The sequence below is a fragment of the Desulfuromonas sp. TF genome, assembly GCF_000472285.1.
Lineage (GTDB): Bacteria > Desulfobacterota > Desulfuromonadia > Desulfuromonadales > ATBO01 > ATBO01.
The window spans coordinates 35,763-60,297 of the sequence record NZ_KI421423.1 but is presented as its reverse complement, the minus strand read 5'-3'; the positions used below and the strand labels follow the sequence as shown (position 1 = coordinate 60,297).

Annotated in this window: 17 protein-coding genes; 16 read left to right on the top strand and 1 reads right to left on the bottom strand. The window is 50.0% G+C overall.

Annotated features, from left to right (window positions below):
* The first annotated feature begins 55 nt into the window (after positions 1-55).
* Both DTF_RS0116090 and DTF_RS23995 read left to right on the top strand, forming a co-directional pair.
* Positions 56-2,581: a 2-oxoacid:acceptor oxidoreductase family protein gene (locus DTF_RS0116090; protein ID WP_027716151.1), complete on the top strand. Its 2,526-nt coding sequence runs from the start codon at positions 56-58 to the stop codon at positions 2,579-2,581.
* Complete coding sequence (locus tag DTF_RS23995; protein ID WP_081703031.1) at positions 2,571-4,703, top strand: acetate--CoA ligase family protein; 2,133 nt, start codon at positions 2,571-2,573, stop codon at positions 4,701-4,703. The genes DTF_RS0116090 and DTF_RS23995 overlap by 11 nt, the downstream gene beginning before the upstream one ends.
* A gap of 130 nt (positions 4,704-4,833) precedes the next feature.
* On the opposite strand, the gene DTF_RS0116080 is transcribed toward DTF_RS23995, so the two are convergent.
* The gene (locus tag DTF_RS0116080; RefSeq protein WP_051361384.1) at positions 4,834-6,534 is read right to left on the bottom strand and encodes a sigma-54-dependent Fis family transcriptional regulator; all 1,701 of its coding nucleotides are present in this window, start codon (positions 6,532-6,534) and stop codon (positions 4,834-4,836) included.
* Between the two features lie 1,030 nt (positions 6,535-7,564).
* Here DTF_RS0116080 and DTF_RS27855 point away from each other — a divergent pair.
* The 14 genes from DTF_RS27855 to DTF_RS23970 all read left to right on the top strand — a co-directional run bounded on the left by DTF_RS27855 (position 7,565) and on the right by DTF_RS23970 (position 24,519).
* On the top strand, positions 7,565-7,885 hold the full coding sequence (locus DTF_RS27855; RefSeq protein WP_226989384.1) for a 4Fe-4S binding protein: 321 nt from the start codon (positions 7,565-7,567) through the stop codon (positions 7,883-7,885).
* Positions 7,858-8,556 (top strand): glycyl-radical enzyme activating protein, encoded by a 699-nt coding sequence (locus DTF_RS23990; protein WP_051361383.1) that lies wholly within the window; start codon positions 7,858-7,860, stop codon positions 8,554-8,556. Before DTF_RS27855 ends, DTF_RS23990 begins: the two co-directional genes overlap by 28 nt.
* Before the next feature lie 54 nt (positions 8,557-8,610).
* Entirely contained in the window at positions 8,611-8,790 is a 180-nt protein-coding gene (locus DTF_RS27850; RefSeq protein ID WP_369798625.1) for a benzylsuccinate synthase gamma subunit family protein, read from the top strand.
* Positions 8,791-8,793: 3 nt separating this feature from the next.
* Positions 8,794-11,385, top strand: a complete 2,592-nt coding sequence (locus DTF_RS0116070; RefSeq protein ID WP_027716149.1) for a pyruvate formate lyase family protein — start codon at positions 8,794-8,796, stop codon at positions 11,383-11,385.
* 31 nt (positions 11,386-11,416) lie between these two features.
* On the top strand, positions 11,417-11,677 hold the full coding sequence (locus DTF_RS27845) for a benzylsuccinate synthase beta subunit family protein (RefSeq protein WP_162148658.1): 261 nt from the start codon (positions 11,417-11,419) through the stop codon (positions 11,675-11,677).
* A 90-nt stretch (positions 11,678-11,767) separates the two neighbouring features.
* Positions 11,768-12,829 carry an NAD(P)/FAD-dependent oxidoreductase gene (locus DTF_RS0116065; protein ID WP_027716148.1) on the top strand — a complete coding sequence of 354 codons (1,062 nt, stop codon included), beginning with the start codon at positions 11,768-11,770 and terminating at the stop codon, positions 12,827-12,829.
* A 113-nt stretch (positions 12,830-12,942) separates the two neighbouring features.
* Positions 12,943-13,818, top strand: a complete 876-nt coding sequence (locus DTF_RS0116060; RefSeq protein WP_027716147.1) for an AAA family ATPase — start codon at positions 12,943-12,945, stop codon at positions 13,816-13,818.
* A 9-nt stretch (positions 13,819-13,827) separates the two neighbouring features.
* Positions 13,828-15,525, top strand: coding sequence for a vWA domain-containing protein (locus DTF_RS0116055; protein ID WP_051361382.1), 1,698 nt, complete (start codon positions 13,828-13,830; stop codon positions 15,523-15,525).
* Positions 15,526-15,594: 69 nt separating this feature from the next.
* Positions 15,595-16,596, top strand: a complete 1,002-nt coding sequence (locus tag DTF_RS23985; RefSeq protein ID WP_051361381.1) for a YCF48-related protein — start codon at positions 15,595-15,597, stop codon at positions 16,594-16,596.
* 15 nt (positions 16,597-16,611) lie between these two features.
* Positions 16,612-19,080, top strand: coding sequence for an RND family transporter (locus DTF_RS23980; protein ID WP_081703028.1), 2,469 nt, complete (start codon positions 16,612-16,614; stop codon positions 19,078-19,080).
* The gene (locus tag DTF_RS0116040) at positions 19,056-20,765 is read left to right on the top strand and encodes a DUF1302 family protein (protein ID WP_226989383.1); all 1,710 of its coding nucleotides are present in this window, start codon (positions 19,056-19,058) and stop codon (positions 20,763-20,765) included. The genes DTF_RS23980 and DTF_RS0116040 overlap by 25 nt, the downstream gene beginning before the upstream one ends.
* Before the next feature lie 25 nt (positions 20,766-20,790).
* On the top strand, positions 20,791-22,104 hold the full coding sequence (locus tag DTF_RS0116035; RefSeq protein ID WP_027716144.1) for a DUF1329 domain-containing protein: 1,314 nt from the start codon (positions 20,791-20,793) through the stop codon (positions 22,102-22,104).
* A gap of 294 nt (positions 22,105-22,398) precedes the next feature.
* Positions 22,399-22,998, top strand: a complete 600-nt coding sequence (locus DTF_RS23975; protein ID WP_081703027.1) for a DUF4125 family protein — start codon at positions 22,399-22,401, stop codon at positions 22,996-22,998.
* Positions 22,999-23,034: 36 nt separating this feature from the next.
* Positions 23,035-24,519: an FAD-dependent oxidoreductase gene (locus DTF_RS23970; RefSeq protein ID WP_035057687.1), complete on the top strand. Its 1,485-nt coding sequence runs from the start codon at positions 23,035-23,037 to the stop codon at positions 24,517-24,519.
* Positions 24,520-24,535 lie beyond the last annotated feature (16 nt).

Below are 24,535 nucleotides of genomic sequence, written 5' to 3'. Positions count from 1 at the left end.
CCGGACATCATGGGTCAAAGGGTTGTATCAAATAAAGGAAAAGGAGAGAAGAAACATGTCCCAATTCGCAAAAATGGTAGATGCTCCCGCCGGGAGCAAATTCATATTGCAGGGGAATCTGGCTTTCGCTCTGGGCGTCATGCACGCCGGATACCACAGCGCGGACGGCTATCCGGGTACGCCCAGCACGGAGATCATAGACAAGGCTCTTGCGAAAGTGCAGGACCGGATCAGTGTTGGGTGGTCGGTCAACGAGGCGGTCGCGGTAGCCGTCGGATTCGGCCGAGCCATCGCCGGCGACGACACCCTGATCACCATGAAGACCCCCGGCGCCCTTCAGGCCGGAGACACGATCACCACCTCGGCCTTCTACAACGCTCCTTCCGGCGCGATCGTGCTTCTGGTCGCATCGGACTACGTCCCTTCCAGCACTCAGCATGTCATCGATCTGAAATATCTGTTCGCCTCGTCCAGAATTCCGGTGCTCGAACCGAGAAACCATCAGGACATGTACGAGATGCCGAGGATTGCGGCCGACATCAGCAGAAAATTCAACACCCCCGTCGTCATCCTGGCCAATGGGGTTCTGTGCCATTCGGAGGCCCTCGTCAAAACGGGTGAAAGCCGCAAGGTTGAAAGGCGGGAGGTCCCCCAGGACCTGAAGAGCTGGATGGGGATGCCCTATCTTGCGCGGATGAACTACAACAAGGCGACGACCGAGAGAATCCCCCAGTTGGTCGAATGGCTGGAGTCGTCCGACCTCGTCTGCGAGACCGAAGGGACGGAGAACTGGTCGATCATCGCCGGCGGAGAAAGCAACATCATCGTCCGGGAAGCCCTCAACACTCTGGGAGTCAGTCCTTCGATCCTCTCCCTGGCCGCCCTGTATCCTATTCCGGAAGAGAGAATAAAGGCTTTCGCCTCCAGGTCGAAAGGCAGGATCCTGGTTTTCGAGGACGGGGACAAGTTCCTGGAGGAAAAGATCAGGCTCCTGGGGATCGACGTGGTGACCAAGGGCAAGTACAGCACTATAACCGAGTGGACTCCCGAGGCCGTGATCGATCACATCACCCGGCATGTGGAGAGCGTGAAATTCAGCCGGCCGGAAAGCAGAAAACTCGACATACAACCGATCATGAGGCCTCCGTCGATCTGTCCGGGATGTCCGTACAGGGCCTTCGGACTCACGGTCGACAAGTTGAGGAAAAAGGGGAAGATTTTTTCCAGCTTCGGGGACATCGGCTGTTCCACCCTCCTCTACTTCCTCAACGCCATCGACACCTGCCTGTGCATGGGCGCATCCGACTCCATGAGACAGGGCTTCGTCCTTTCACGGCCCGAATACGCCGCGAAGACGATCTCCCTGATCGGCGACTCCTGCGAGTGCCACTCGGGTCTCGACGCGACAAGGAATGCGGTCTTCAGGAACACTCCCGGCGTGAAGATCGTCCTGGACAACCGGGTCACCGCCATGACCGGCGGCCAGCCCGCCCCGAGTTCTCCCTCGAACCTCGCCGGCGTACCCAACCGATTCGACCTCAAAAAGGCCCTGGAAGCCGAGCAGGCAAGGGTCGTCGCGGTCGACTCCTATGACGTCGCCGCCGTCGAAAAGGCGCTTGTCGAAGCTCTCGAACTGGCGGAAACCGGGGTGTTCTCCACCCTGGTTCTTGAAGGCGCCTGCATCAACGAAGTAGCGGGGAAGGAGAAGGTCAGAGGGGTGGAGGTGAACGGGGCTCTCTGCAAGAGTTGCGGCATTTGCAACATGTGCCCGGGGATCGAACTTGACGAGGAAAAAAATCCTCACTTCACGAACCTTTGTACCAATTGCGCCGAGGGCGAGCAGGTCTGCATGCAGCTGTGCCCCTTCGACGCCATCGAGTCGATGAGCGAGCCTGGGATCATGCAGGCCGCGGACACCCGTCCCGCTCTTCAGGAGATAAAAGCCTACGGAAGAGTGGAGATGGACAGCGGGAACCTGCCCGAATCCCTCAGACTCGCCATTCGGGGCATCGGCGGACAAGGAAACCTGTTCTTCGGAAAGATTCTGGCGGACATGATGCTCGATACGCCCTACGCCGAGAAACACATCGTCAAAGGAGACACTCACGGCATGGCGCAGCTTGGCGGCCCGGTCATCTCGACCTTCAGCTGCGGCAACGTTCACTCTCCCGTCCTTGCGCCCGGTTCCGCCGACGTTCTGGTGGTCATGGAGATGAGCGAGGTCCTGAGGCCCGGATTCCTGGAGCTGCTGAAGCCGGACGGGACCATCCTGTTCAACCGCTTCAGGGCGCTTCCCCCGAAAACCAGACCGGAGGATTACCCGCAGCTGGAGGATATCGAGAAGGCGCTGGAAGGGTACAAGGTAATCACCATCGATGCGAATCGGGTGGCCTACGATCTGAATGACAGGACGGGGAAGACAGCCAACGTCGTCGTTCTCGGCCTCCTTTCGACCATAGAACCCTTCAACCGGATACCGAAGGAGGTCTGGCTCAAATCCCTGATGAAGCATTCTCCGAACGACTTTGTGAAGTCGGCAAATCACACCGCTTTCATGGGAGGGGTCAACCATGATCAATAGGGAGCTGATCGATCCGAAATCGATCGTCATTGTTGGGGGCTCAAACGACCGGTCCAAGGTCGGCGGTGCGCTCATCAAGAACCTGACCGAGAAGAATTATAAAGGGAAGATCTACGCCGTAAACCCGAAAGAGACCGACGTCCAGGGGTTCAGATGCTTCAAGACCGCGGCCGAGCTGCCCGATGTCGAAATGGCGATCATCTGCGTCGCCGCGGCCTACGTGAAGGAGACCGTCGAAGAACTGGCAAACCACAAAAACTGTAAAGCCTTCATCATTCTTTCCGCGGGATTCTCCGAGGTCGGTCCCGAAGGGGAGAGCCTCCAGGGCGAGATCCTCGAAATCATCAACAGAAACGCCGGCTCCCTTCTCGGCCCGAACTGTATCGGCGCCCTGACCCAGCACTATGCCGGCATATTTGCCGGCCCTGTCCCCAAACTCGACCCCAAGGGGTGCGACTTCGTCTGTGCCTCCGGCGCCACCGCCGCATGGATCGTCGAAAAGGGGATGCTGATGGGTCTTTCCTTCTCGAGCATGTTCACCGTGGGCAACTCCGCCCAGATCGGGGTCGAGGAGGTCATCGAGTACTGGGATGAAACCTTCGATCCGGATAGCAGCTCAAGGATAAAGCTCATCTATATCGAGAGCGTCAGCCAGCCCGCGAAACTTCTCAGGCACGCCTCCTCCCTCATCAAGAAGGGGTGCAAGATCGCCGCAATCAAATCGGGCAGCTCCGAATCGGGGAGCCGCGCGGTGACCTCTCACACCGGCGCCCTTGCAAGCCCCGACAGCGCGGTGGATGCCCTTTTCAGAAAAGCCGGAATCGTGCGGTGCCACGGGAAGGAAGACCTCGTGACCACCGCAGCGGTCTTCTGCCATCCGGAACCTGCGGGCAGGAGAGTGGCGATCGTCACCCATGCAGGAGGTCCCGGGGTGATGATGACGGATACCCTCGAGAAAGGCGGGATGCAGGTGCCCCATCTGGAAGGGCCGGATACGGAGGAGCTTCTTTCCGGTTTATTCCCCGGATCGAGCGTTGCAAACCCCATCGACTTCCTTGCAACGGGAACCCCGGAGCATATCGGCCTCATCATCGACGCCATGAACGACAAGTTCGACAACATCGACAGCATGGCCGTCATCTTCGGATCTACCGGGCTTACCGACATCTCCGAAGCCCTGGATGTGATTTCCGAAAAGACCAGGACTTCCCGGAAGCCTGTCTATACGGTTCTTCCCTCCGTCGTCACCGCGAAGAAGGAGGCGGATTACTTCCATGAGCTGGGGAACGTTTCCTTCTCCGACGAAGTGCTTCTCGCCAGAGCCCTGGCGGCCGTTGCAAAAACTCCGAAACCTGCAGGCGAAGTAGAACTTCCCGAGATCGATGTGAAAGCCGTAAGAACCATCCTCGACGGATGCGAGGATGGGTACATGCCCCCGGAGAAAGTGCAGGCTCTTCTCGACGCCGCCGGGATAGACAGAGCCGGTGAAGCCGTGGTTTCGAGCAAAGAAGAAGCCGTGGAGAAAGCGATGGAGCTCGGTCTGCCGGTCGTCATGAAGGTCGTCGGCCCGGTTCACAAATCCGACGTCGGGGGGGTTGCTCTCGATGTAAATGATGTCGAGTCGGTGGAGAACGAATTCGAAAGAATGATGAAAATAAAGGATACCACGGCCATTCTCATCCAGCCGATGCTTTCCGGCACGGAACTTTTCGTCGGCGCCAGTTACGAAGAAAAATTCGGCCACATGATCCTCTGCGGCCTTGGCGGTGTCTTCATCGAAATCCTGAAGGATACGGCCGCGGAGCTCTCCCCCGTGAGCAGAAACCAGGCTTCCGAGATGATAGCATCCCTTCAATCCTACAAGATCATTCAGGGGACGAGAGGCCAGGAGGGGGTCGACGAGGCGAGGTTCGCCGACACCATCACCCGCCTCTCCGCCCTCTGCGAGATCGCCCCCGAGATCCGGGAGCTCGACCTCAATCCCCTCCTCGGGACGAGGGAACGGGTGGTGGCGGTCGATGCGCGCATCCGGATCGGGATGGGAAATGAGAAAATCGGAATGTGGCCGCCAGTCAATTGCAAGCAAGCCAACAGCCTCGATTTATACCTCTCTCAACCTTGATGCGCGGCCACCGAGCGACTTGGCATAGGAGGCGGAGAGCCACTCCGTTAGACGAAAATCTCGGCCATGGGTTGGGCGGGATTTTCGTATTCGCTCTGAAGGGGCGGCGGATTTAACGCCTCCCCGAGGCTCAATTCCCCGATTTACGCTCAAGCCGATACGCAAGCTGCGGCCGGGTCAAACCGAGCATCCTAGCAGCAGCGGAAATATTGCCGTTTGCCTTTTTCACAGCAGCCTCTGCCACCAGCGTATTGGCCTGCTCCAGCGTAAAATTCCCGCTCAGGATGGCTTCACAAAAATCCTTACCCAGCTCCTCCTGCTTGACACTGAGCCCCCCGCTGGCATCCAAGCCGAATTCAGGCCCCTCATTATTGTACGACGGAAACATGTGATTGATCTCAATATGGGTGCCGTTTGGTGCCAGCATGACTCCGCGGTCAACAACATTCTGCAGTTCTCGGATATTACCAGGCCATTGATAGGCGAGTAGTGCCAACTTGGCCTTATCAGAAAATCCACGCACCTTTTTGCCATTCAACATGGCAGACTTTTTGAGGAAATTCTTCGCGAGAAGTAAAACATCTAAACCTCGATCTCTTAATGGTGGGATATTGATCTGCAATGCGTTGAGCCGGTAATACAGGTCAGCCCGAAATTTCCCTTCCTCAACCAATTTTTTCAGATCGATGTTGGTTGCTGCCACAAATCTGACGTTTACCTTACGTGATTCTGTGCTGCCAAGACGCTCCACCTCTCCTTCCTGCAATACACGCAAAAGTTTTGCCTGTGCCGAGAGAGGCAGATCACCTATCTCATCGAGAAAGAGCGTTCCTCCATTGGCCCGTTCAAATCTTCCGGGCCTTGAGGAAAGTGCGCCCGTAAAGGCACCTTTTTCAGCACCGAATAATTCGGATTCTACAAGGTCATGAGGAATCGCAGCGCAATTAATGGCGATGAACGGTTCCTTGCAACGATCACCTCCGCTGTGAAGGGTGCGGGCGAAAACTTCCTTACCAACACCTGTCTCACCCTGCAGAAGTACAGTAATCTGGCTAGCAGATGCTCGGACAGCGAGCTCATAGGCAGCAAGGAAGGCCGGTGAATTGCCAACTATATCTGACGTATGTTTTTGTTGTTTACCTAATGCTGACCGCAGCTGTACAACTTCAGTTTGGAGACCCATGAGTTGTTCAGCAATCGACTCCTTATTCAAAAAAAGCTCAAACTCGCTCGCGTCCTCCCATTCCTCGACTGGCTTGCCTACAAGGTAGCAATTATTTGCCCCCGTACTGAAACATTGGATCTCTTTGCACAAAATTGGCTTACCCATGAAAGCAGTACAATAGCCACTCGCATACCCAATCAAATTCCAACACACCGGTGCCGAAGAGACCCCATAGTCTCGAAGGTGTGCCTCGGCCTCCCAAGAATTTTCCCAGATGCACTCAACGTAAAAACTGCCTAATTTCGAGTCTATTTCTAACTTAGTAATGGTGGTCTTCACAAGTCCTTCCAGTGTTATAAGGATTGGGCCGGCCATGAAGGCTTCGTGAAGATTAGTGTGTTCCTTGTTTATGTGTGCAAGTTCAAAGTCTCGGACCCCTGAAGTATAGCCCATTCGCATAAGCACACCTCGCGCATGGTTAAATCCAAGGATGTCGATCAACTCTCGTCGCATCAGGGCATTCGCATCGGCATGAACGAGAAGCATCCGATGCTCGTGTAGCCATATCTGACCGGTATCACTACAAAAGCTTAACTCTGAACGCAAATTGCTTCGGAAAGTATCGTTAGGAGCAGGCTCTTTTATCCCTTTCTCGCTCTTTCTCATCGCAAACATCCTTTTCGTTAAAACAGTGCTGCCTAAGACAATCCTTGATCTTATCAAGAAAGGTGATGGTCACGTCAATATCAAGCCTATGCGATAAACGTTAAAACATTGTTTCACTATAGCATCAAAGAGGGTCGAAACAGGAAAAAAAATAGACAACTATTTTTAATTGGCTGTGCTTAACTATAAAAATACACTTTTCCCTAACCACCATTTCTTAAATTTCCTTTGGCGACATGAAAGTTTCCTTATGTCACAAGGACTTGTCTCAGATGAAGACCAAATTTCATTATTAGATAAAAGAATAGAAAATGGTGGGCAGATATTGAGGATATGATGAAAATAACGGCGGGCTGGTGGCGATTTTCCTATGAGTCGCAAGCTACATGCACTTACCAATACCCGATAACCCACATGAAATAGCCAACTTACATCAATATCCTTCTTTCTGCACTTCTGTACCAACCCCCAAAATTTAAAGACAAACCCAGAAAGCGAAAAAACTACCAGCGATTCTTTCGAGGGAAAGAAAATCAATTTATAAATTATTGTTTTAACAATATTTTTCTCCAAATGCCTTGCTTCTCAAAATGGCTTAAAAATCTGAGGGATTTTTTTTATAACGATGTTTGGCACGTGACCTGCTAAGAACATGAGCATAGGAAAAACCGCCGGGAGGAATATAGGTAGATGCCTCTAGGGTGTACAGATGAAAGATTCCGAAGTTTCAAAAAAAATGGACATCCACTCCGCTACAGTGGCTCCGGACACGAAAGGAGGTTTGAAGATGGGGAAAAAAGGTAATTTGACTAAAGGGCTGAGATACTCTTCGAACGATGATTTGTATCCTACGGAGGTTACATTTAGCAATGGATGGAAAGTACGTATAGCGTATTCAGAGGATATGAAACTTTATATACGCGTAGAACGTTTATTGCAAAATACACATATCAATTGATACTAGAGATATAAATATAAGGACAACTCTTTGTTAACGGTATAAATAAACATATTTAAAGAGTCTATTTCGATGAAAATACCACTTATAACAGAGATCCAAAGATTTTGTTTACATGATGGGCCTGGCATAAGAACTACTATATTTTTAAAGGGATGCCCTCTCCATTGCCCTTGGTGTCACAACCCAGAGTCTATTAACCCCAGGCATGAGATTTATTATCACACTGACAAGTGTATTGCATGTGGTCAGTGTGTAAAAATCTGTCCTTCGGGCTCGCTACATATGATCCAAGGTTTAAACAAGAAGAGGGCCCTCACTTTTAACAGACTGAAATGTAACTCTTGCCTCAAATGCATTAAACATTGCCACTTTGGTGCGATGAGATCGTAGGCAAAACATTAGATATTGGTGACATCGTTCGGGAAGCTGTAGCTGATAAGATTTTTTATGAGCACAGCGGTGGAGGCATCACAATAAGCGGCGGCGAACCGCTCCTCTTCCCAAAATTTTCCCTTGAACTGGCCCGTCTTTTTAAAACAAAGGAAAATCTTCACATAGCCCTTGAAACATCTGCTTATGCAGACTGGGATATGATCGAACCTCTGATCAAGTTTGTTGACCTATTCATTGTTGACATCAAATCAATGGATCCAAACAAACATCAAAAAGTCATAGGCGGGTCCTTGGAAAAAATCCTAAGAAACATAGAAAGACTTATCGAATCTCAGGCAAAGGTTCTAATACATCTGCCTATCATACCAAGTTTCAATGATTCAAGCTCGGAGCTGGAGGCATATGTTAAATATTTAAGCCAATTTTCAGATAAGCTCTCAGGAGTTGATATTTTGCCATTTCACTCTTACGGAGTTGTTAAATACAGACAATTAGGCCACAAGTACGAATACAAGAAGTTTAAAGACCTATCAGAGCAACAGGTTAAACCGCTTTTTAACTCTTTAAAGCAGATTGGCCTGGATCATGTTACGATAGGTGGAATTTTTGGAACGAGGAATTGTGAATACAACCTATTTAGAAAGGAGGATAGACATGAATGTCTGTGAATGCAGCATGTATTTTTGTCTAGATCACCCACCCAAGTCCGTAAAGGAGGATAAATGATGAGTACATGTAAAGAATGCAGGTGGTTTTTCCAGGTTCCAGAGAATGCTGGTGATTATCAACCTGGAAAGGGGGATTGTGTGACAGAAAAGGAAGATAGTAAAGGCAAATATTATCTATCTAAGCCAACAGTCAACACTTCTGAATCATGTCAACAATTCAAAAAGAGGAGGTAACTAATGGCAACGGTCGCAGAATCAATTAAGTATCGAGGCAAAAAAATAGAATTTCCGTTAACAAATCCACAGGAAATCGAGATAGCAGATGAAGCGCTGCATGAGAACCTTGCCCGTCCGAGTACTGAAAGAACTAAAAGACTAAAGGCACGTTGTAGATGGAAACATGCCGCTGCCGGTGAATTTGTAGACAGTGATGTTAGGGCAGGCATAGAAAGGATGCGTTTTATCACTGAGGCACATAAGGCTAGCGCAGGCCAACCGGAAGTAATCAGAAGAGCATTGGGCCTTCAAAATATCTTAAACAAGAGCACCTTGGTTCTACAGCAGGACGAATTCATTATTGGCTATCACGCAGAAGATCCTGAGATGTTCCCTCTCTACCCTGAACTTTCTTATATGGCCGTCCAGGACTACCTCATGAGCGACTATGCTCCTCAGCCGGTAGAAGAGGCGGCTGAAATTAACGAATACTGGAAGCGATACAGTATGCAGGCGAAGGGAGAGCGCTACTTTACTCAAGAAGAGCTCTTGCAAATGTACCAGGTAAGCACCATGGAAGCTCCAGGTTTTGCTACTGGGTACAACAGCATCTGCCCACCTTACGAGACAGTCGTGCAGGACGGTTTGCTGAAGCGGATAGAGATGGCAAAAGGAAAGATCGAGCATGCCCAAAAAGAGATGCAAAAAATCCCTTGGAATGCGACAACCGGGCTCGACTGGATAGGAAAGATCGATGTCTGGAAGTCAATGATTATTGCAGATGAAGCAGTAATCAACTGGGCTCGGCGTCATGCCCGCCTGGCCAAAATCGTCGCCGAGAATTTCGAGCCAGATCCAGCAAGGAGGGAAGAGCTGCTGGAGATTGCCGAAATAAGCCACCGTGTGCCCGCAGAGCCTTGCAGGGGTTTGAAGGATGCCTTTCAGGCGAAATGGTATACGTACCTCATCTGCCATGCCATCGATCGCTATGCCAGCGGCTACGCCCATAAGGAAGATGAACTGCTGGAGCCTTACTACAATATCAGCGTCAAAGAAAAATCTTTTCAACCTATGACCTATGCCGACGCCGTCGAAATGGTTGAAATGGAACGTTTGAAAATTTCTGAACATGGTGCCGGAAAATCCAGGGCGTACCGCGAAATTTTCCCCGGTTCCAACGATCTTTTCATTCTGACCATTGGCGGGACCAAGCTTGGCTATGTGGATGCCTGCAGCGACATGACCGACGCGATTCTCGAAGGGGCGAGGAATATCAGGACCACGGAACCGTCCATCGTGTTCAGGTGGCATCCGGTCGGCCGGGAAAAGACCAAACGCCTCGTTTTCGAGTGCATCCGCGATGGTCTGGGCTACCCATCCATCAAGCATGACGTCATTGGTACGGAGCAGATGAAGTATTACAGCAAGTTCAGCAAGAACAACAACGGCGCAACCGATGCCGAGGCCCATTACTGGGGCCTGGTTCTGTGCATGTCTCCCGGCGTGTGCGGCAGGCGCAAGACCCACAAAACCAGGTCCGAAGGTGGCGGCTCGATCTTCCCGGCCAAGATGATGGAAATCGTGCTGGCTGACGGATTTGACTGGTCCTATTCCGGAATGCAGCTGGGCCCCCACACCGGTGATCCTACCGAGTTCAAGACGTTCGAACAGTTGTGGGAAGCCTTCAGGGCCCAGTATGCCTACGCGACGAGCAAGGTGATCCGCGCCAAGGACATAATGCGCTATTTCGAGTCGAAGTTCCTGCAGATGCCTTTTGTCTCCAGTATCGACGATGGCTGCATGGAGTTGGGCATTGATGCCATGGAGCTTTCCGAGCAACCGAACGGTTGGCACAACCCCATCACTACGGTCGTTGCCGCCAACTCCCTGGTCGCAATCAAGAAACTGATCTATGACGAGAAGAAGTACACGATGGCCCAGCTCGTCACTGCACTCCGGGCAAATTGGAGCGGCTTTGAAGACATGCGCCAGGAGTTCCTGAATGCGCCCAAATGGGGAAATGACGACGACTACGCCGATGCCATCATCAAGGATTTTTACGAAGATATTATTGGCGGCGAGATGTCGAAGATCACCAATTACTCGGGCGGCCCCGTACTTCCGGTAGGTCAGGCGGTCGGACTCTACATGGAAATCGGGTCACGGACAGGCCCGACCCCGGATGGTCGTTTCGGGGGCGATGCCGGTGACGACGGCGGAATTTCTCCTTACATGGGCACGGACAAGAAAGGGCCGACTGCAGTACTGAAATCAGTTTCCAAGGTGCAGAAAAATCAAAAGGCCAACCTGCTCAATCAGAGGCTTTCCGTGCCGATCATGCGAAGCGTCCATGGGTTTGATATCTGGAAATCCTATATGGATACCTGGGAGAAACTCAACATCGACCATGTCCAGTTTAACTGCGTAAGCACCGCAGAGATGAAGGCGGCACAAAAGGAACCCGAGAAACATCAGGACCTCATCGTCAGGGTTTCGGGGTTCAGCGCCCGCTTTGTGGATATCCCCACATATGGTCAAAACACGATTATTGCCAGAAACGAGCAATCTTTTGGTTCAAATGAGCTTGAAGACCTGAATACGGAACTGAATTAGGAATCCCCTACCAGGAGGCATCCAGAAGAGGATGCCTCCTCGTTATCTAGGCAAGGAGGAAACAGTGAGCGCAACGACTAATCACAAAATGATGCATGAGGAAATTGGAACCAAAAAACCTTGCCGTAGCTGCAAATGGCAAATAGCCGATCCCACCAATCCGCTTCGGGGACAATGCACAGTCAACAGAACTCCAATGGGTGGCGTGTGGAAAAGATGGGTAACCGACGTGAACAATATGACCTGCGGTAGCCACGAGGTCGGCAAGCTCAGCTTCCGGGAGCATGTGTGATCCCGGAAATCCCCTTCCCAAACCCTAATCACTTTCTCCTTGACTGGGCCGGAAATTACGCCTTCTGGGAAGGGAGGCTAGGAGGATTGAATGCAACTGTATGATGTCGTCGTAGCCGGCTCCGGGCCCGCAGGCTCCTGCTGTGCCAAGGCACTTAAGGATGAAGGGTTCAGTGTCCTTGTCCTCGAAAAAGAATTCCTCCCCCGACACAAGACCTGTTCCGGTGTCTTGTTCGGACAGACCCAGGAACTCGTCAGGACATATTTGGGGGGCGATGCTCCGCCTGAGGTCTATTGCAGCAACAAATACGTGCAAGCGGACGACATCTGCGAATGGGATGATGAACGAGGCTATATCCCATATACCTGGGAAATAGACAAGGATGGCAAAAAGTTCTCACGTACCTATCAGAACATCTGGCGAAACAAGTTTGATAAATGGCTGCTTGATCAATCGGGTGCGGGGTACCGTGACGGTACGCGTGTCAAAGCCTTTGACAGCAGCGGGAGTTTTGTGAAGGTTCATGTCCAAACGGCTCGATCGAACGAATCGTCCGTCTTCACCTGCAAGTACCTCGTGGGCGCAGATGGCAATGATTCGACCGTGCGGCGTTTACTCAGAGCACAGACTCCGGAATCCGCCCAAAGGCAAAGGCTCGCATCCTTTCAGAGTTATTACAAAGTGGGGTCTCTGGGCTCACTAAAGAAAGATGGTTGGACCGTCTTCTTGAGGCCTGACATTGGGGATTACATCCTGTGTGTCCATCAGAAGGATGAATATCTGGTTATGCATGTGGGTGGGGTAGATGGGCGCAACCTTCGGGATTCTATGGAGAAATTCAAAGAACTGCTTTCGAGCCGCTTCGGCGTCACTTTTGGCGAACATTGGCGGGACGAGGGTTGCATGTGTGAACTCCTGCCGATCTTTATGGGCAAGGAGAATGTGCTCCTTACCGGCGAAGCGGCTGGCTTTATCTACCTTAACTGCGAAGGAATCAGCGCGGCCATGGATAGTGGCTACCGGTGCGGAAAGGCCATTGCCCGGTCACTACGCTCCGGCGGCAAGTCCGCAAAAGATCTCTATACCGAAGACTGTCAGGACATCCTGCGCCATGTCGAAAAATGTCTGACTCAAATGCATTTTCTGGCCTGATGACTTTACCCGTCATTACTTGATCGGGGAGCCTGGTATTGCAAGGGTTGTTCACAGCCGTGAAGGAAATATAGAGAGATCATTTCCATCTACTTCAGTAAGGTACAAATATTATGTCAGCAAACAGAAAAGAGAATTTATCGATACCTCCGGAAGATCCATACTTCTATGTGAGCAAAGATCTTGCCGACATCTTCGAAAAGATCAACCTGCTTTCGCAAAAAAAGCCGGTGAACGTGCTGATCTCCGGCCGTCAGGGGTGTGGTAAATCTTCGTTGGTAAGGCAATTCGCCGCTATCTACCAGCGCCCCCTGTCGACCTTTCAGGTTGGGATTCTTTCCGAACCGGGTCAGCTGTTCGGCGAGTACGCCCTGGAAGCAGGAGAGACGAAATACAGGCAGTTTTTATTTCCTGAAGCCATTCAAACGCCCAACACAGTCATTCATCTCGAAGAGATCAACCGTCCGGAGCATCCCAAGGCTCTTAACATGCTTTTTTCTCTCCTTTCGGACACTAGGGACGTCTGGTTGGAAGAGTTGGGTCATCTGAAGGTCGCAGAGGGCGTTGTCTTTTTCGCAACGTTAAACGAAGGGGAAGATTTTGTCGGAACCGAGGTGCTGGATGCTGCACTCCGTGATCGTTTCTATTTTTTGCTGATGGACTACCTACCGAACGAAGTCGAAAAAGAAGTCCTGATTATGAAAACGGGGATCAATCCGGAACAGGCCGCGGACATCATGGCCGCCCTGAACTTTCTGCGCGGGCACGGCGACCTTGGCATGGACGTGTCCACCCGCACAGCACTTATGTTGGGCGACATGATGGCCGTCGGCGCCACGCTACGGCAGTCCTTGACGGTCAGCTTGCAGACAAACCAGGAAATACTCGAAACCATCCTGGCAGGTTTGCATTTCAACAAGGGCTACGATGAAAACGTTGTTACCGAATACGTACTGTTCGACAGCAATTTTCTGCAAAAGGCAATCTGAGGGCATCACATGCGTGGATGCGAATACAAATGCAACATAGCCCCCAAAAGGCGCCTCCTCGTAAGCGCGGAAGTCGGCCACTCGGCCTACTGGCGCAGGGACAAATCGTCCGTTGAATTACTGGAGCTGGCCAAGCTACTGGGCGGCATCCGCAAAGCCGTTTCGCACATCGGCAGAAATATCGGCTCCGTCGTCTGGGAAGGAATGCCCTACAAGACGGAGGATATTGCTCTCGACCCCTCACCGGTTCTAGGAGCGTACCCCATCCCAGCGGACAAGGCAGATATTGTCGTAGGGATAGCTGTACACGAAGCCTTTCACAAAACAGAATGGACGGATCATGTCATCCATATGGCACGCACAAACTACGCTTTGTCCCCAGTCTATAAATATAAATTTTCCAGATTCATCGAGATGGCCGAAAAGGTCTACGTAGACCTTATTTCGAATAGGAGTATCTACGGGGCCTACACCGAAAGAGCAAGGAAATGGGCGCAAAGAAAAGCCAAGAACGAATTCATCTCACCACCGACATTCATAGAACTTATGCATATATGGTGGGATATGGCGACTGACAGGGAAAAAGTCGCGTACAAAAAGGAATATGATGATCCCACAGTCGTTGGCATGGTGGGGCGTATTTCTTCTACCCAGTTTTACAGAGAGCCATTGGCAATTCTCAATGGCATTGTTGAAGGATTTGAGAAGGGGTGTTCATCACGATCAAGCGTAAAAGATCGCTGTGACTTTAGATTGGAACTATATGCAGCCATCTTCGACAAACTACTCGAAAAGGTGAAGTTTTGGCCAGCAGACCGAAGAGACCCGTTTCTTGTCTCTGGAGCCATCAGGGAAAATGATGAGAGGGAGGGCAGAGCTCAGGAAGCCGTCAGATCGATACTCCTCAGCTACGCGGATGAGATAGAAAGAAACCTTCAGAAGAAACGTGTAGATTTCACTGAGCAGGTGAAAGGGGTCGTTGCTAATTTTGGCGACATGGCCCGCGTCGAAGGGAACGACTTCGTTATGCCGGCAAGAAACACCGTTGACAACGCACTCCTCTATCAACTCAAAACCTTCTTCAGATCGCTTGCTCAACGTAACTTCAATTACAATAGAGGACTCAAATCAGGGAAGATCGATCGTTCAAGGTTGTTCAGAGTTGCAACCAACGGTTCAATTTTCACCATGAAAAAATTTTTTTTCGAACTCAAGAATGACATCATACTTCTCGTTGATTGCACCGGGTCCATGGCTGAACCTGATAAGTGGGCAAAAATTGAAACAATCTATCAGACACTTTTTTTGGCAATTCTCAGTTATAACTCTAATGCCAGAATTTTTGCTTACAACGAAAGAAAGGATACTTGCCGCATTACGGAAATCTACATGCAGGGAAAATTCTTTTCCGTTACACCCCACGGGAGGACAGCTTCCGGTGAGGCAATTATTGCCACAACTCTCTTCTTAAGAGACAGCAAACGGAGGCCCATTATCATTCACCTTACCGACGGTGCATCAAATTGGGGATGCGGTGTAAGTGATGCTATACGACACTGCGAAGAGAGTAAAATTCGTCTTTTGACTCTTGGTTTAAAATGTGACCCAATGAATAAAGATATGCTTCGAAAAGAATATGGCAAATATGTACAATTCGTTGAGAATTTAAATCAACTTCCGTTAGTATTTAAAAAGTTATTCAACTAAAATACATAAATACCAATTAGTATATTTAAATTATTAGCACACTGATAATTGTAAAGGGAGACCTAAGAAATGACATTTAGAAACCAGCTGGAGTCACATCCACGGAAAATCAAAACAGTATTGTTACTTTTAGCATTCCCGTTGTTGCTTATGGGCTGCGAGGCAAAGTTGGATCTTGACGGCGTCCATCAGGAGAGAACAAAGTCGGTACGTCGTACTGATAATTTTCAGGCTGTCGCAACCAATGAGGCTGTCGTTACAGTTGTCGGCGACACGGGGGTAATTATTACCAGCCCTAAGCCCAATGGCATTAAGGAACCACTGCAGTGGACTCGTACTGGGCTGATGGGGAAACCCAATCTTATCGACATTGACAGCTGTCCCGACAACTCGCTGATCGCGCTGAGCGTGGAGCAGCAAGTGTGGATCAGCATCGACAACGGCCAGGACTGGACCAAGTCAGATCTGCCTACCCGAGAAGACATGCTCTCCCTGACCTGCGCTCCCAACGGTGATTACTGGGTTGTGGGCAGCTTCACCACCCTTTTACACAGCACAAACCAGGGTAAGAGCTGGAAAGAAAACAGCCTCGACCAGGATGCGATGCTGACCAAAATTAAGTTCCTCGATGCGCAAAACGGATTTGTTCTCGGCGAGTTCGGTTTGACTGCCAAAACCGAGGATGGCGGTCAAAGCTGGCAACGCTTCGGTATGCTTCCTGCCGATTTCTATCCTCAGGACAGCTACTTTGCCGATCTCCAACATGGCTGGGCTGCCGGACTGTATGGGACGATTCTACACACCACCGATGGCGGTGCAACCTGGAGGCGTCAAGAGACGCCCACCGACTTTCCCCTTTACGGGTTTCATGCCGAGGGTGGCCGACTTTTCGTCTTCGGGGAGCATGGCACAGTCCTCGAACTGAGTGATCAGCGCTGGGTGGCTCTTGATACGTCACACCTCCACGCGAACGGTTATCTCCGTGATGGAGAGGTCCTCGCCGATGATCTACTGCTGGTTGCCGGTGGTAGGGGAACAATAATAACCACAAATACCAAACAGGAACAATAATCAGGAGCCCTAGCAATGCCAGACAAAACATCCGGAAAAGCTCATAAAATTACTCATCTGCTAAACCAATTAGACAAGCAGGTATTCTATCATCCCAAAATCGTCCTCGGGCTGATCCTGCTTGTGACGGTCTTCTTCGCTGCGCAGATCCCGGCTGTGAAGATCTATTCGGATTTTGCCGACCTACTGCCGCAAACTCACAGCTACATCCAGTTGCACAACGAAATCAAAGAGTCCTTTGGCGGTGCCAACGTGATAATTGTAGGCGTTGAGGTTGAGGATGGCGATATTTTCAGCAACGAAACCTTGGCCAGGATTCACCGTATTACCCAAGCGGTGGATAGGCTGCCAGGAATAAATCACAACCTTGTGACCAGTCTCACCCATCGCAACACCCGCAAGGTCTGGTTGACCAATGACGGCAACGTCAACTCCGAACCCTACTACGACCCTGCCCAAACAGACCTGTCGGCAGAAAGACTTGCAACCATTCGACAGGAGGTATCGGCCGACCCCCGTGTTTATGGCCCCCTGATATCGCCAGATCTGCACATGGCCTTGATCAAGGGCCAATTGAATGAAGGGAAGCTCGATTACGCTGAGACATTTAAGCAGGTTCAGGAGCTACGTACAAAGGAAACGGCCCCAGGAATCCGCATTTTTGCAACCGGCCAGCCGATATTGGTGGGCTGGGCATATCAATACCTGGACCAGGTCATTCAGATCTTTTTGTTTACCGCGCTGATCATGGTTCTCCTGTTAATATTCTATTTTCGGAATGTTTACGGGGTGCTGGTTCCGCTGGCGGGGGTGATTGTTTCCTGCATCTGGGGACTCGGCATCATTTCCCTCTTCGGCTACAACCTGGACCCGCTTGGCCTGGTCATCCCCTTCCTGATCAGTGCGCGGGCCATGTCTCACGGTATCCAACTGGTAGAACGCTACTACCAAGAACTCGCCATAGACCCGGACCCCCACAAAGCTTCCCGGAAGACATTTGAGAACCTGTTCCGCCCTGGAACCCTAGGTGTTGTTTCAGATGCCATTGGTCTGCTGTTGATCGCCATAGGTTCCATCCCCCTTAATACCAAGCTGGCCCACTACGCCTCCCTTTGGGCACTGTCCCTCATCGTCACCGTTCTGTTGTCGGTACCCTTGCTGTTGTCAATATTACCCAAACCGAAAGATACCTTGATCAAGCAGACCTTCTTTCGTGGGATTGGTACCTTTTGCGCCAGCATCATCAGCTCTAAAAAAGCGGCAGTAGTGGCATTGATTGGCGCAGGTGTCTTGCTGTGCGGAGGGTGGTTTGCCTCATCGAGGGTCGTTATTGGCGAATCTGAACCGGGTTCTCCAATCCTGTATCAGGATCATGACTACAACATCTCTTCCACGGAGATTAATGATCGATTCCCGGGGTCCGAGGAACTGTACCTGGTCGCTGAGACCGACAGCAAGGGAGGTATCAAGCGACCCGAGGTATTACATGCCCTGGGAGACCTGCAAAAGCACATGCTGCTGGACCCCGAGGTAGGCGGCGTCAAAGGCATTCAGGGGCTTGTAAAGCAGGTCAACCGACTGTTGCACAACAATGATCCACGGTGGGATCAGATCCCCAAGGATTCGTCGTACGTTGGCGGTTTGATGTTCACCTATATGATGTCCAACCCCATCCCAGGTGCCCTGAATGAGTTTGTCGATCCCAACGAACGAATGGCCAATCTCGTTTTCTATTACAAGGATCACCGGGGCGAGACGATCCGGCGTGCGATTCATACCGCTAAGCAGTGGATAGCCGAAAACGAGGGCAAGGTCGAAGGGCTGACAATACGCTTGGCGGGAGGCACCATTGGAGTAACAGCGGCCATGAACGAAGCGGCATACGAAACCAACCTCAAAGTGCTTCCCTTGGCGTTTTTGCTGATTTTCACCTTCGTCACCATCTTCTACTCCTCCCTCGCAGCCGGACTGATGATGTTTATGGCGATGCTCTTCGCCACCTCCCTAACCTATGGGTATATGGGAATGACAGGGATGGGGATCAATATTAATACCGTACCGATAATAGCCGTGGGTATTGGTGTCGGAATTGATTATTCAATTTACATGATGGATCGGATTCGGACTGAAATGGTGACTTTGAAATCCATTAGTTCGAGCGTAAAGCGAGCCATTACCACCACAGGCCAGGCAATCAGCTTCACGGTCCTTACCCTGATTTCTGGGATTGTCATGTGGGTGATCCTGTCTGATCTGCGCTTCCAGGCCGACGCGGCCTTGTTGCTTATTGTTATGGTCATTCTCAACGCAATTGCTGCAATGATTCTGGTCCCTGCGTGGGTGTTGGTGTTTAGACCGAAGTTTATCTGCGCTGCCTACGAGGACGAGGATGGAGTAATCCACTCTTTCTCCCCCTCTGCAGCATTATCGTCACATAAAATAGCACAAGGAGGTACGACATGCCCGGCAGAACAAGGACAATGAAAGCGACAAAGGTGCTCCTAGGTATGATCGCCTGCATTGGCGGCATGCTGCTGCTTACGACACCGGTAGGAGCGAAAAAAGTCGAGGTTGATGGCTTTCTTGAAAACGCCACACATGTCAGAGACGGACGGGGATTATCAAAATTTCGCAATACCGCACAGCTGGAGTTTATGAAGGAGATCGACAGCAACTTCTTTTCCCAGTTTTCCATCAATGGTGTATTGCGTGCCACTTATGATGGCGTTTATGATCTGAACGATGATGAATTCGGAGCGTCTGCAAGGGAAGACTATCTTGGGCAAAACTGGCACCCCCGAGGCGATGCAACAACCGGCCACCCGATTTTGGGCGGGAAACCCTTTCTCTCTGCTCCCGTGCCATTCCCCTGCGAAAACGATCCAACTCTGTGTAGGAATCTTGATGATTACATGGACCTGGATGAGGACGAGGCCAAGTTCCCGGAGTTCAATGATGAATTTGACTTCATAAGAGAACTCTATCTTGACACGGCCTACGACCTGTCTGGCGGCGATAAATTTGCCGTTCGCCTTGGCAAACAACAGGTTGTCTGGGGAAAAACCGACCTGTTCAGAGTGCTCGATGTCATCAATCCGGTCGATTATTCGCGCCATAACATTTATGACGAGTTGGAGGATATCCGCATCCCACAGTGGATATTGCAGGCTGAATCACGCATGGGACAAACCGGCATTTTCAGTGAGTTCAATTCCACCCTGGTATGGAATTTCGACAAGTTCCGGCCCAGCGTCCTCGGCCAGTCCGGCCAACCGTATGCGATCCTGGATGCCGGGAATTTCTTCAGCTCCTACCTGAATATCGATGCTCACCCTGTAGTTGGCCCCCTGTATCCTGGAGGACCAGTACCCATTATTCATGATGTTGATATCCCCAGCTGGAAATTAAGAAACACTCAAATCGGATTGAAATTTGAAGGTGTCTACAAAGACACGACCTTCTCTGCCAATATTCTGCATTACCGTCAGCAACTGCCGTCTCTGCATTTTCGAGAGCATCCGGCAGTCCCGGGTAGCGGCCTGCCCGCAACCGATGGGGTCTTCGATATTGTCTTCCCCAGGGTCAACTTATTCGGTGGTTCCATCGACTACTACTCCCAGTCGATGGATGCGGTTTGGCGACTGGAGGCCGTCTACACAAATGGCGAAGAACTTCCCCGCGATAAGGACGGACACAAAGAAACTGACATTGTCCGTTATGTAATCGGTTTCGACAAAAACCAGATGATTCCCTTTCTTAACAAGAAGCGCGCCTTCCTGATCTCTACCCAGGTATTTGGTCAGCACATCTTGGATCATGAGAACGATATGCCCGACTACAAAGACAATTGGACCGCCACCCTTCTCTTAAAGGGCTGGTGGTACAGCGACCGGATCAGCCCCCAACTCCTGATGGCGCGTGACATTCGAAGTGACGGGATGGCAGTTGCACCAAGCATCGAATGGCTTATGACCGACAATCTGAAGATAACCTTAACCGCCAATGTCAAATCCGGGGGCAAGAAAAAATTCGACTGGAGTGCAAATGATGCCTTGGCAGGAGAATCGCTGCCCAACGATTATGAGCCATTGGCTCGTTTTACTAACGGACCTATGGGCGTTGCCAACCAAGAAGATGAAATCCAACTGACCCTTCGCTACACCTTCTAATTAGACAAAAGAAAGGAAAAGTGCCATGAGAAACCAAATTATTCTGAACCTGATGTACTTAACCCTGGCAGTAACTACGGCTTTGGCAGCGACCGAGGCGGATTTGGAAAAGACATTCTATCCTTACAAGAGCGGTGTCCCCTCCGCTGCCGGGATCACACCAGGGATGGTCATCAATGCAAGCAACTGGCAGGTTGCCAAAGACGTGCTCCCGGAGGAAATTCTGACCTATATTAAAGACGGCGACTATGTGATCACGGTCGGCGAGACCACCTCTTTTGACGTACATCCGGACTTTATTGAAGCGACAAAGGCTAACCTCAATCGAGCCAAGCTTGGCGACAAGGTTGGCGTTATCTATAATGCTGATTCTGGACTCCCCTTTGTGAACGAGCTCACCACCGATGATCCCAGGGCCGGTGAAAAGTTGATCTGGAATTTCAGAAAATCGTACTCCCAAGGGGATTCTTGGTGGATCAATCCCTGGTTCTGGCAGTACCGCAACATGAAAACCGGTCAGGTTGAGCGAAACCTGAGGTTTAACTTTCACTTTATGAAACTCAGCAATCGCACCAGGGTCGCCCCCTTTCCCGAATACACCCCTAACCCCGACAAGCTTTTCCGTAGCACCTATATAATGGCAGAGGAACCCTTTGATATAAAAAACACGCAGATTCTCATTCAGCGTTATCAAGATGATACAAAGTTAGATAATTCCTACCTCTACCTCGGTTACCAACGTCGGGTTCGCCGCATGTCCAGCGGGCAATATACAGATGCCTTTCTAGGCTCTGATATTACTCTTGAAGACTTCGAAGGATATAATGGCCGTATCAGCGATATGAATTGGACTTACAAAGGAACAAAAAATGTCCTAGTACCATATTATAACCACAATGAGATGCCCCTGGACCAAGAGATCTATAAAAACGATCCTGATGGCTATAAGATGATCGCTGTAACGGGCAAAGGCGGTTGTTTCCCAGATGTGACTTGGCAGCTACGGAAAATGTATATATTAGAATCTTCGCCGGTGGATAAAGCTCATCCGGTCAGCAAACGGATCCACTATGTTGATACCCAAACATTTGGTATGCCTCTCAATTTTATTTATGACCGCTCCGGGAAATTCTGGAAAAACTTTATTATCGGCTACACACATGCGGATTATGATGCGCCGCAAAACAAGGGAACCGGTGTCGCTATGTATAATTATTTCTCTATGATCGATGTTCAGGCCGATCACTGCACCACGGCAGAGTTCAAAACCATTACAAATGCCCCCGAAACAACGCCCGAATTGTTCTCGGTCCAGCAACTGCGTTCAGCTGGTCGTTAAAAGTCTCAGCCCTTATGACAAAACAATGATTGAGATTAAAAATCACATACATTCTTTTTAATTTTGGATGGTGTACAAAGTCATAGGAGAGGTACTGGCCATTTCGTGTAGGCCAGTACCTCTTATAGACACCTCTGCGGGAGTATTCGCCGCAGTGGTCGCTTTGCAGTTCTACGGACTGCGATCAGAGATAAAAAAACACCAATCATGTCTCTCTCTTCCTGTGAATTAGGTCTTATCTTTATTCTCATGATATTTATGCCAAGTTAAATCTCAAACATTTGTACGTTAAAAATGGATATAATCAAACTCATGGGTAAAGAATCGATTATAAATTATATACTGGATATAGAATGGGAGATGTCGATTTCATTAACGACGCGAAATGTTTGGGCTTGCCATAGTGATCCTTTCAAATTTAGGACAATAAGGAGTTGCATTTTAAAAGTATGGACATATGAAATGTTGGAGAACTATCTGAGTCACATTAAAAGTGCCAAAAACAATGGTCGAAATTTAATAACTGAAAAATATGATCGTATAGACAATTGTATTCCATATATTACTCAAAATCCTCTCATAATCGATATTGTAGCAATAAGTGTTTATTGGCACCGCGAACTACAAGTCAAGTATCCTATTTTATCTAAACTTTGTTGTCCCTATGTGAATGCTGCCGTCGATGGAGGCAAGCTTTGGATATTTTTACGAAGTGAACTGGAAACATATGGTGAGCGCACAGTGGAACTTTATTTTAAACACGCCATGAGCGCCTATCTAAATAAAAAGAACTTAACATCCGAACTATTGTTAAACCTCACCCAAAAAATTGGGTTAAAAAATCTCGAACAAGCAGAAAGTTACTTAAGAGAAAAGCAACTAAAAAACATATAGTTAGTTACGATAATACTGTTAGACAATGGATTTATCATGGCAACCACGTGGGATAAGACTGCTGAGGTCGTGGTCATCGGCTATGGCGGAGCTGGTGCAACAGCCGCAATTGCAGCCCATGACGCAGGAGCAAGCGTACTGATCCTTGAAAGCACTGACAAAGGTGGAGGTAATACGCTGGTCTCCTTTGGTGGGTTCATGTACCCCGAGAATTTATCTGACGCCTTCAGCTATCTTAAAACTCTCTATGAGTTTTCACATTCCGATAAAGACGATGAGCTTTTAAGGATTTTTGCTGAAGAGTCAGCGAAAACGGTCGATTGGCTGAAAAGCCTGTACAAGGGTCTTGAGCTTCAGGTCTATGGCGGCGCAAGCTATCCAGATATCAAGGGCGCCAGTTCGATAAAAAGATATGTTATCAAGGGCTTAAACAAGGGAGCAACCGCCTTTGCCCAGAACCTGTGGCAGATGCTCTCTCATGCCGTACAAGAGCAAAGAGCCATCCAGATTCTGACGCAAACCCCTGCTAAAAGACTTGTTACCAATAGGGATGGCGCCGTCATCGGTGTTATTGCACTGGCGCAGGGGAAGGAAATCGCGATTCGGGCACAAAAAGGGGTCGTCCTGGCAACCGGAGGCTATGAGTTCGATTCACAAACCATCAAGAACAATATCAAAGGTGATCCGGTCTATTCGTTGGGGCACCCGGGGAACCGCGGTGACGGTCTGCGAATGGCGCAGAAGGTTGGGGCCAAGCTATGGCACATGAATGGCGTATCATGCGCCTTCGGGATGAAAGTGCCCGAGTTTGAATCGGCCCTGCTGATGGATATTGGAAATGCGGGGCAGATTTTCGTCGACAAATCAGGCAAACGCTTTATCAACGAAAGAGCGGTAGAAAGGCATGCCGGATTGCTGGCAGTCGACTTTTTCGACACTCACAGTCTGGAATACCCGAGAATCCCCTTCTACCTGATATTCGATGAGGTCACCCGGAGAAGGGGTCCCATTTCCCGAAAAGCTGGCTTAGGCTCTGCCGGCATACAATATGCCTGGAGTACGGACAACAGCGAAGAGATCAAAAAGGGATGGATTCAGCAGGCTGAGACCCTGCCCAGATTAGCTCAAAGACTGAATATTAATGAAACGACCTTGGTTGAGACCATTGAGCGTTGGAATGAAGACACTCGTCAGGGGAAAGACACTCTTTATGGCCGCGAGACTCCAGATAACCGTCACTCCGCAACGATCGAAAACCAGCCATTCTATGCCATGGAAGTCTATCCCTGCCTGCTGAACACACAAGGTGGGCCCAGACGCAATGAGAAGGCACAGGTTGTCGATGTCTTTGATGCACCTATTCCAGGGCTTTACAGTGCCGGCGAATTAGGATCCATGTGGGGTCTAATTTACCAAGGCGGTGGAAACATTGCAGAATGTCTCGCATTCGGCAGAATCGCTGGCACCAATGCGGCACGTGAAAAATTCTCACACGACAACGACAAAACAAAAGCTATCTGAGAGTCCAGATCAGGCA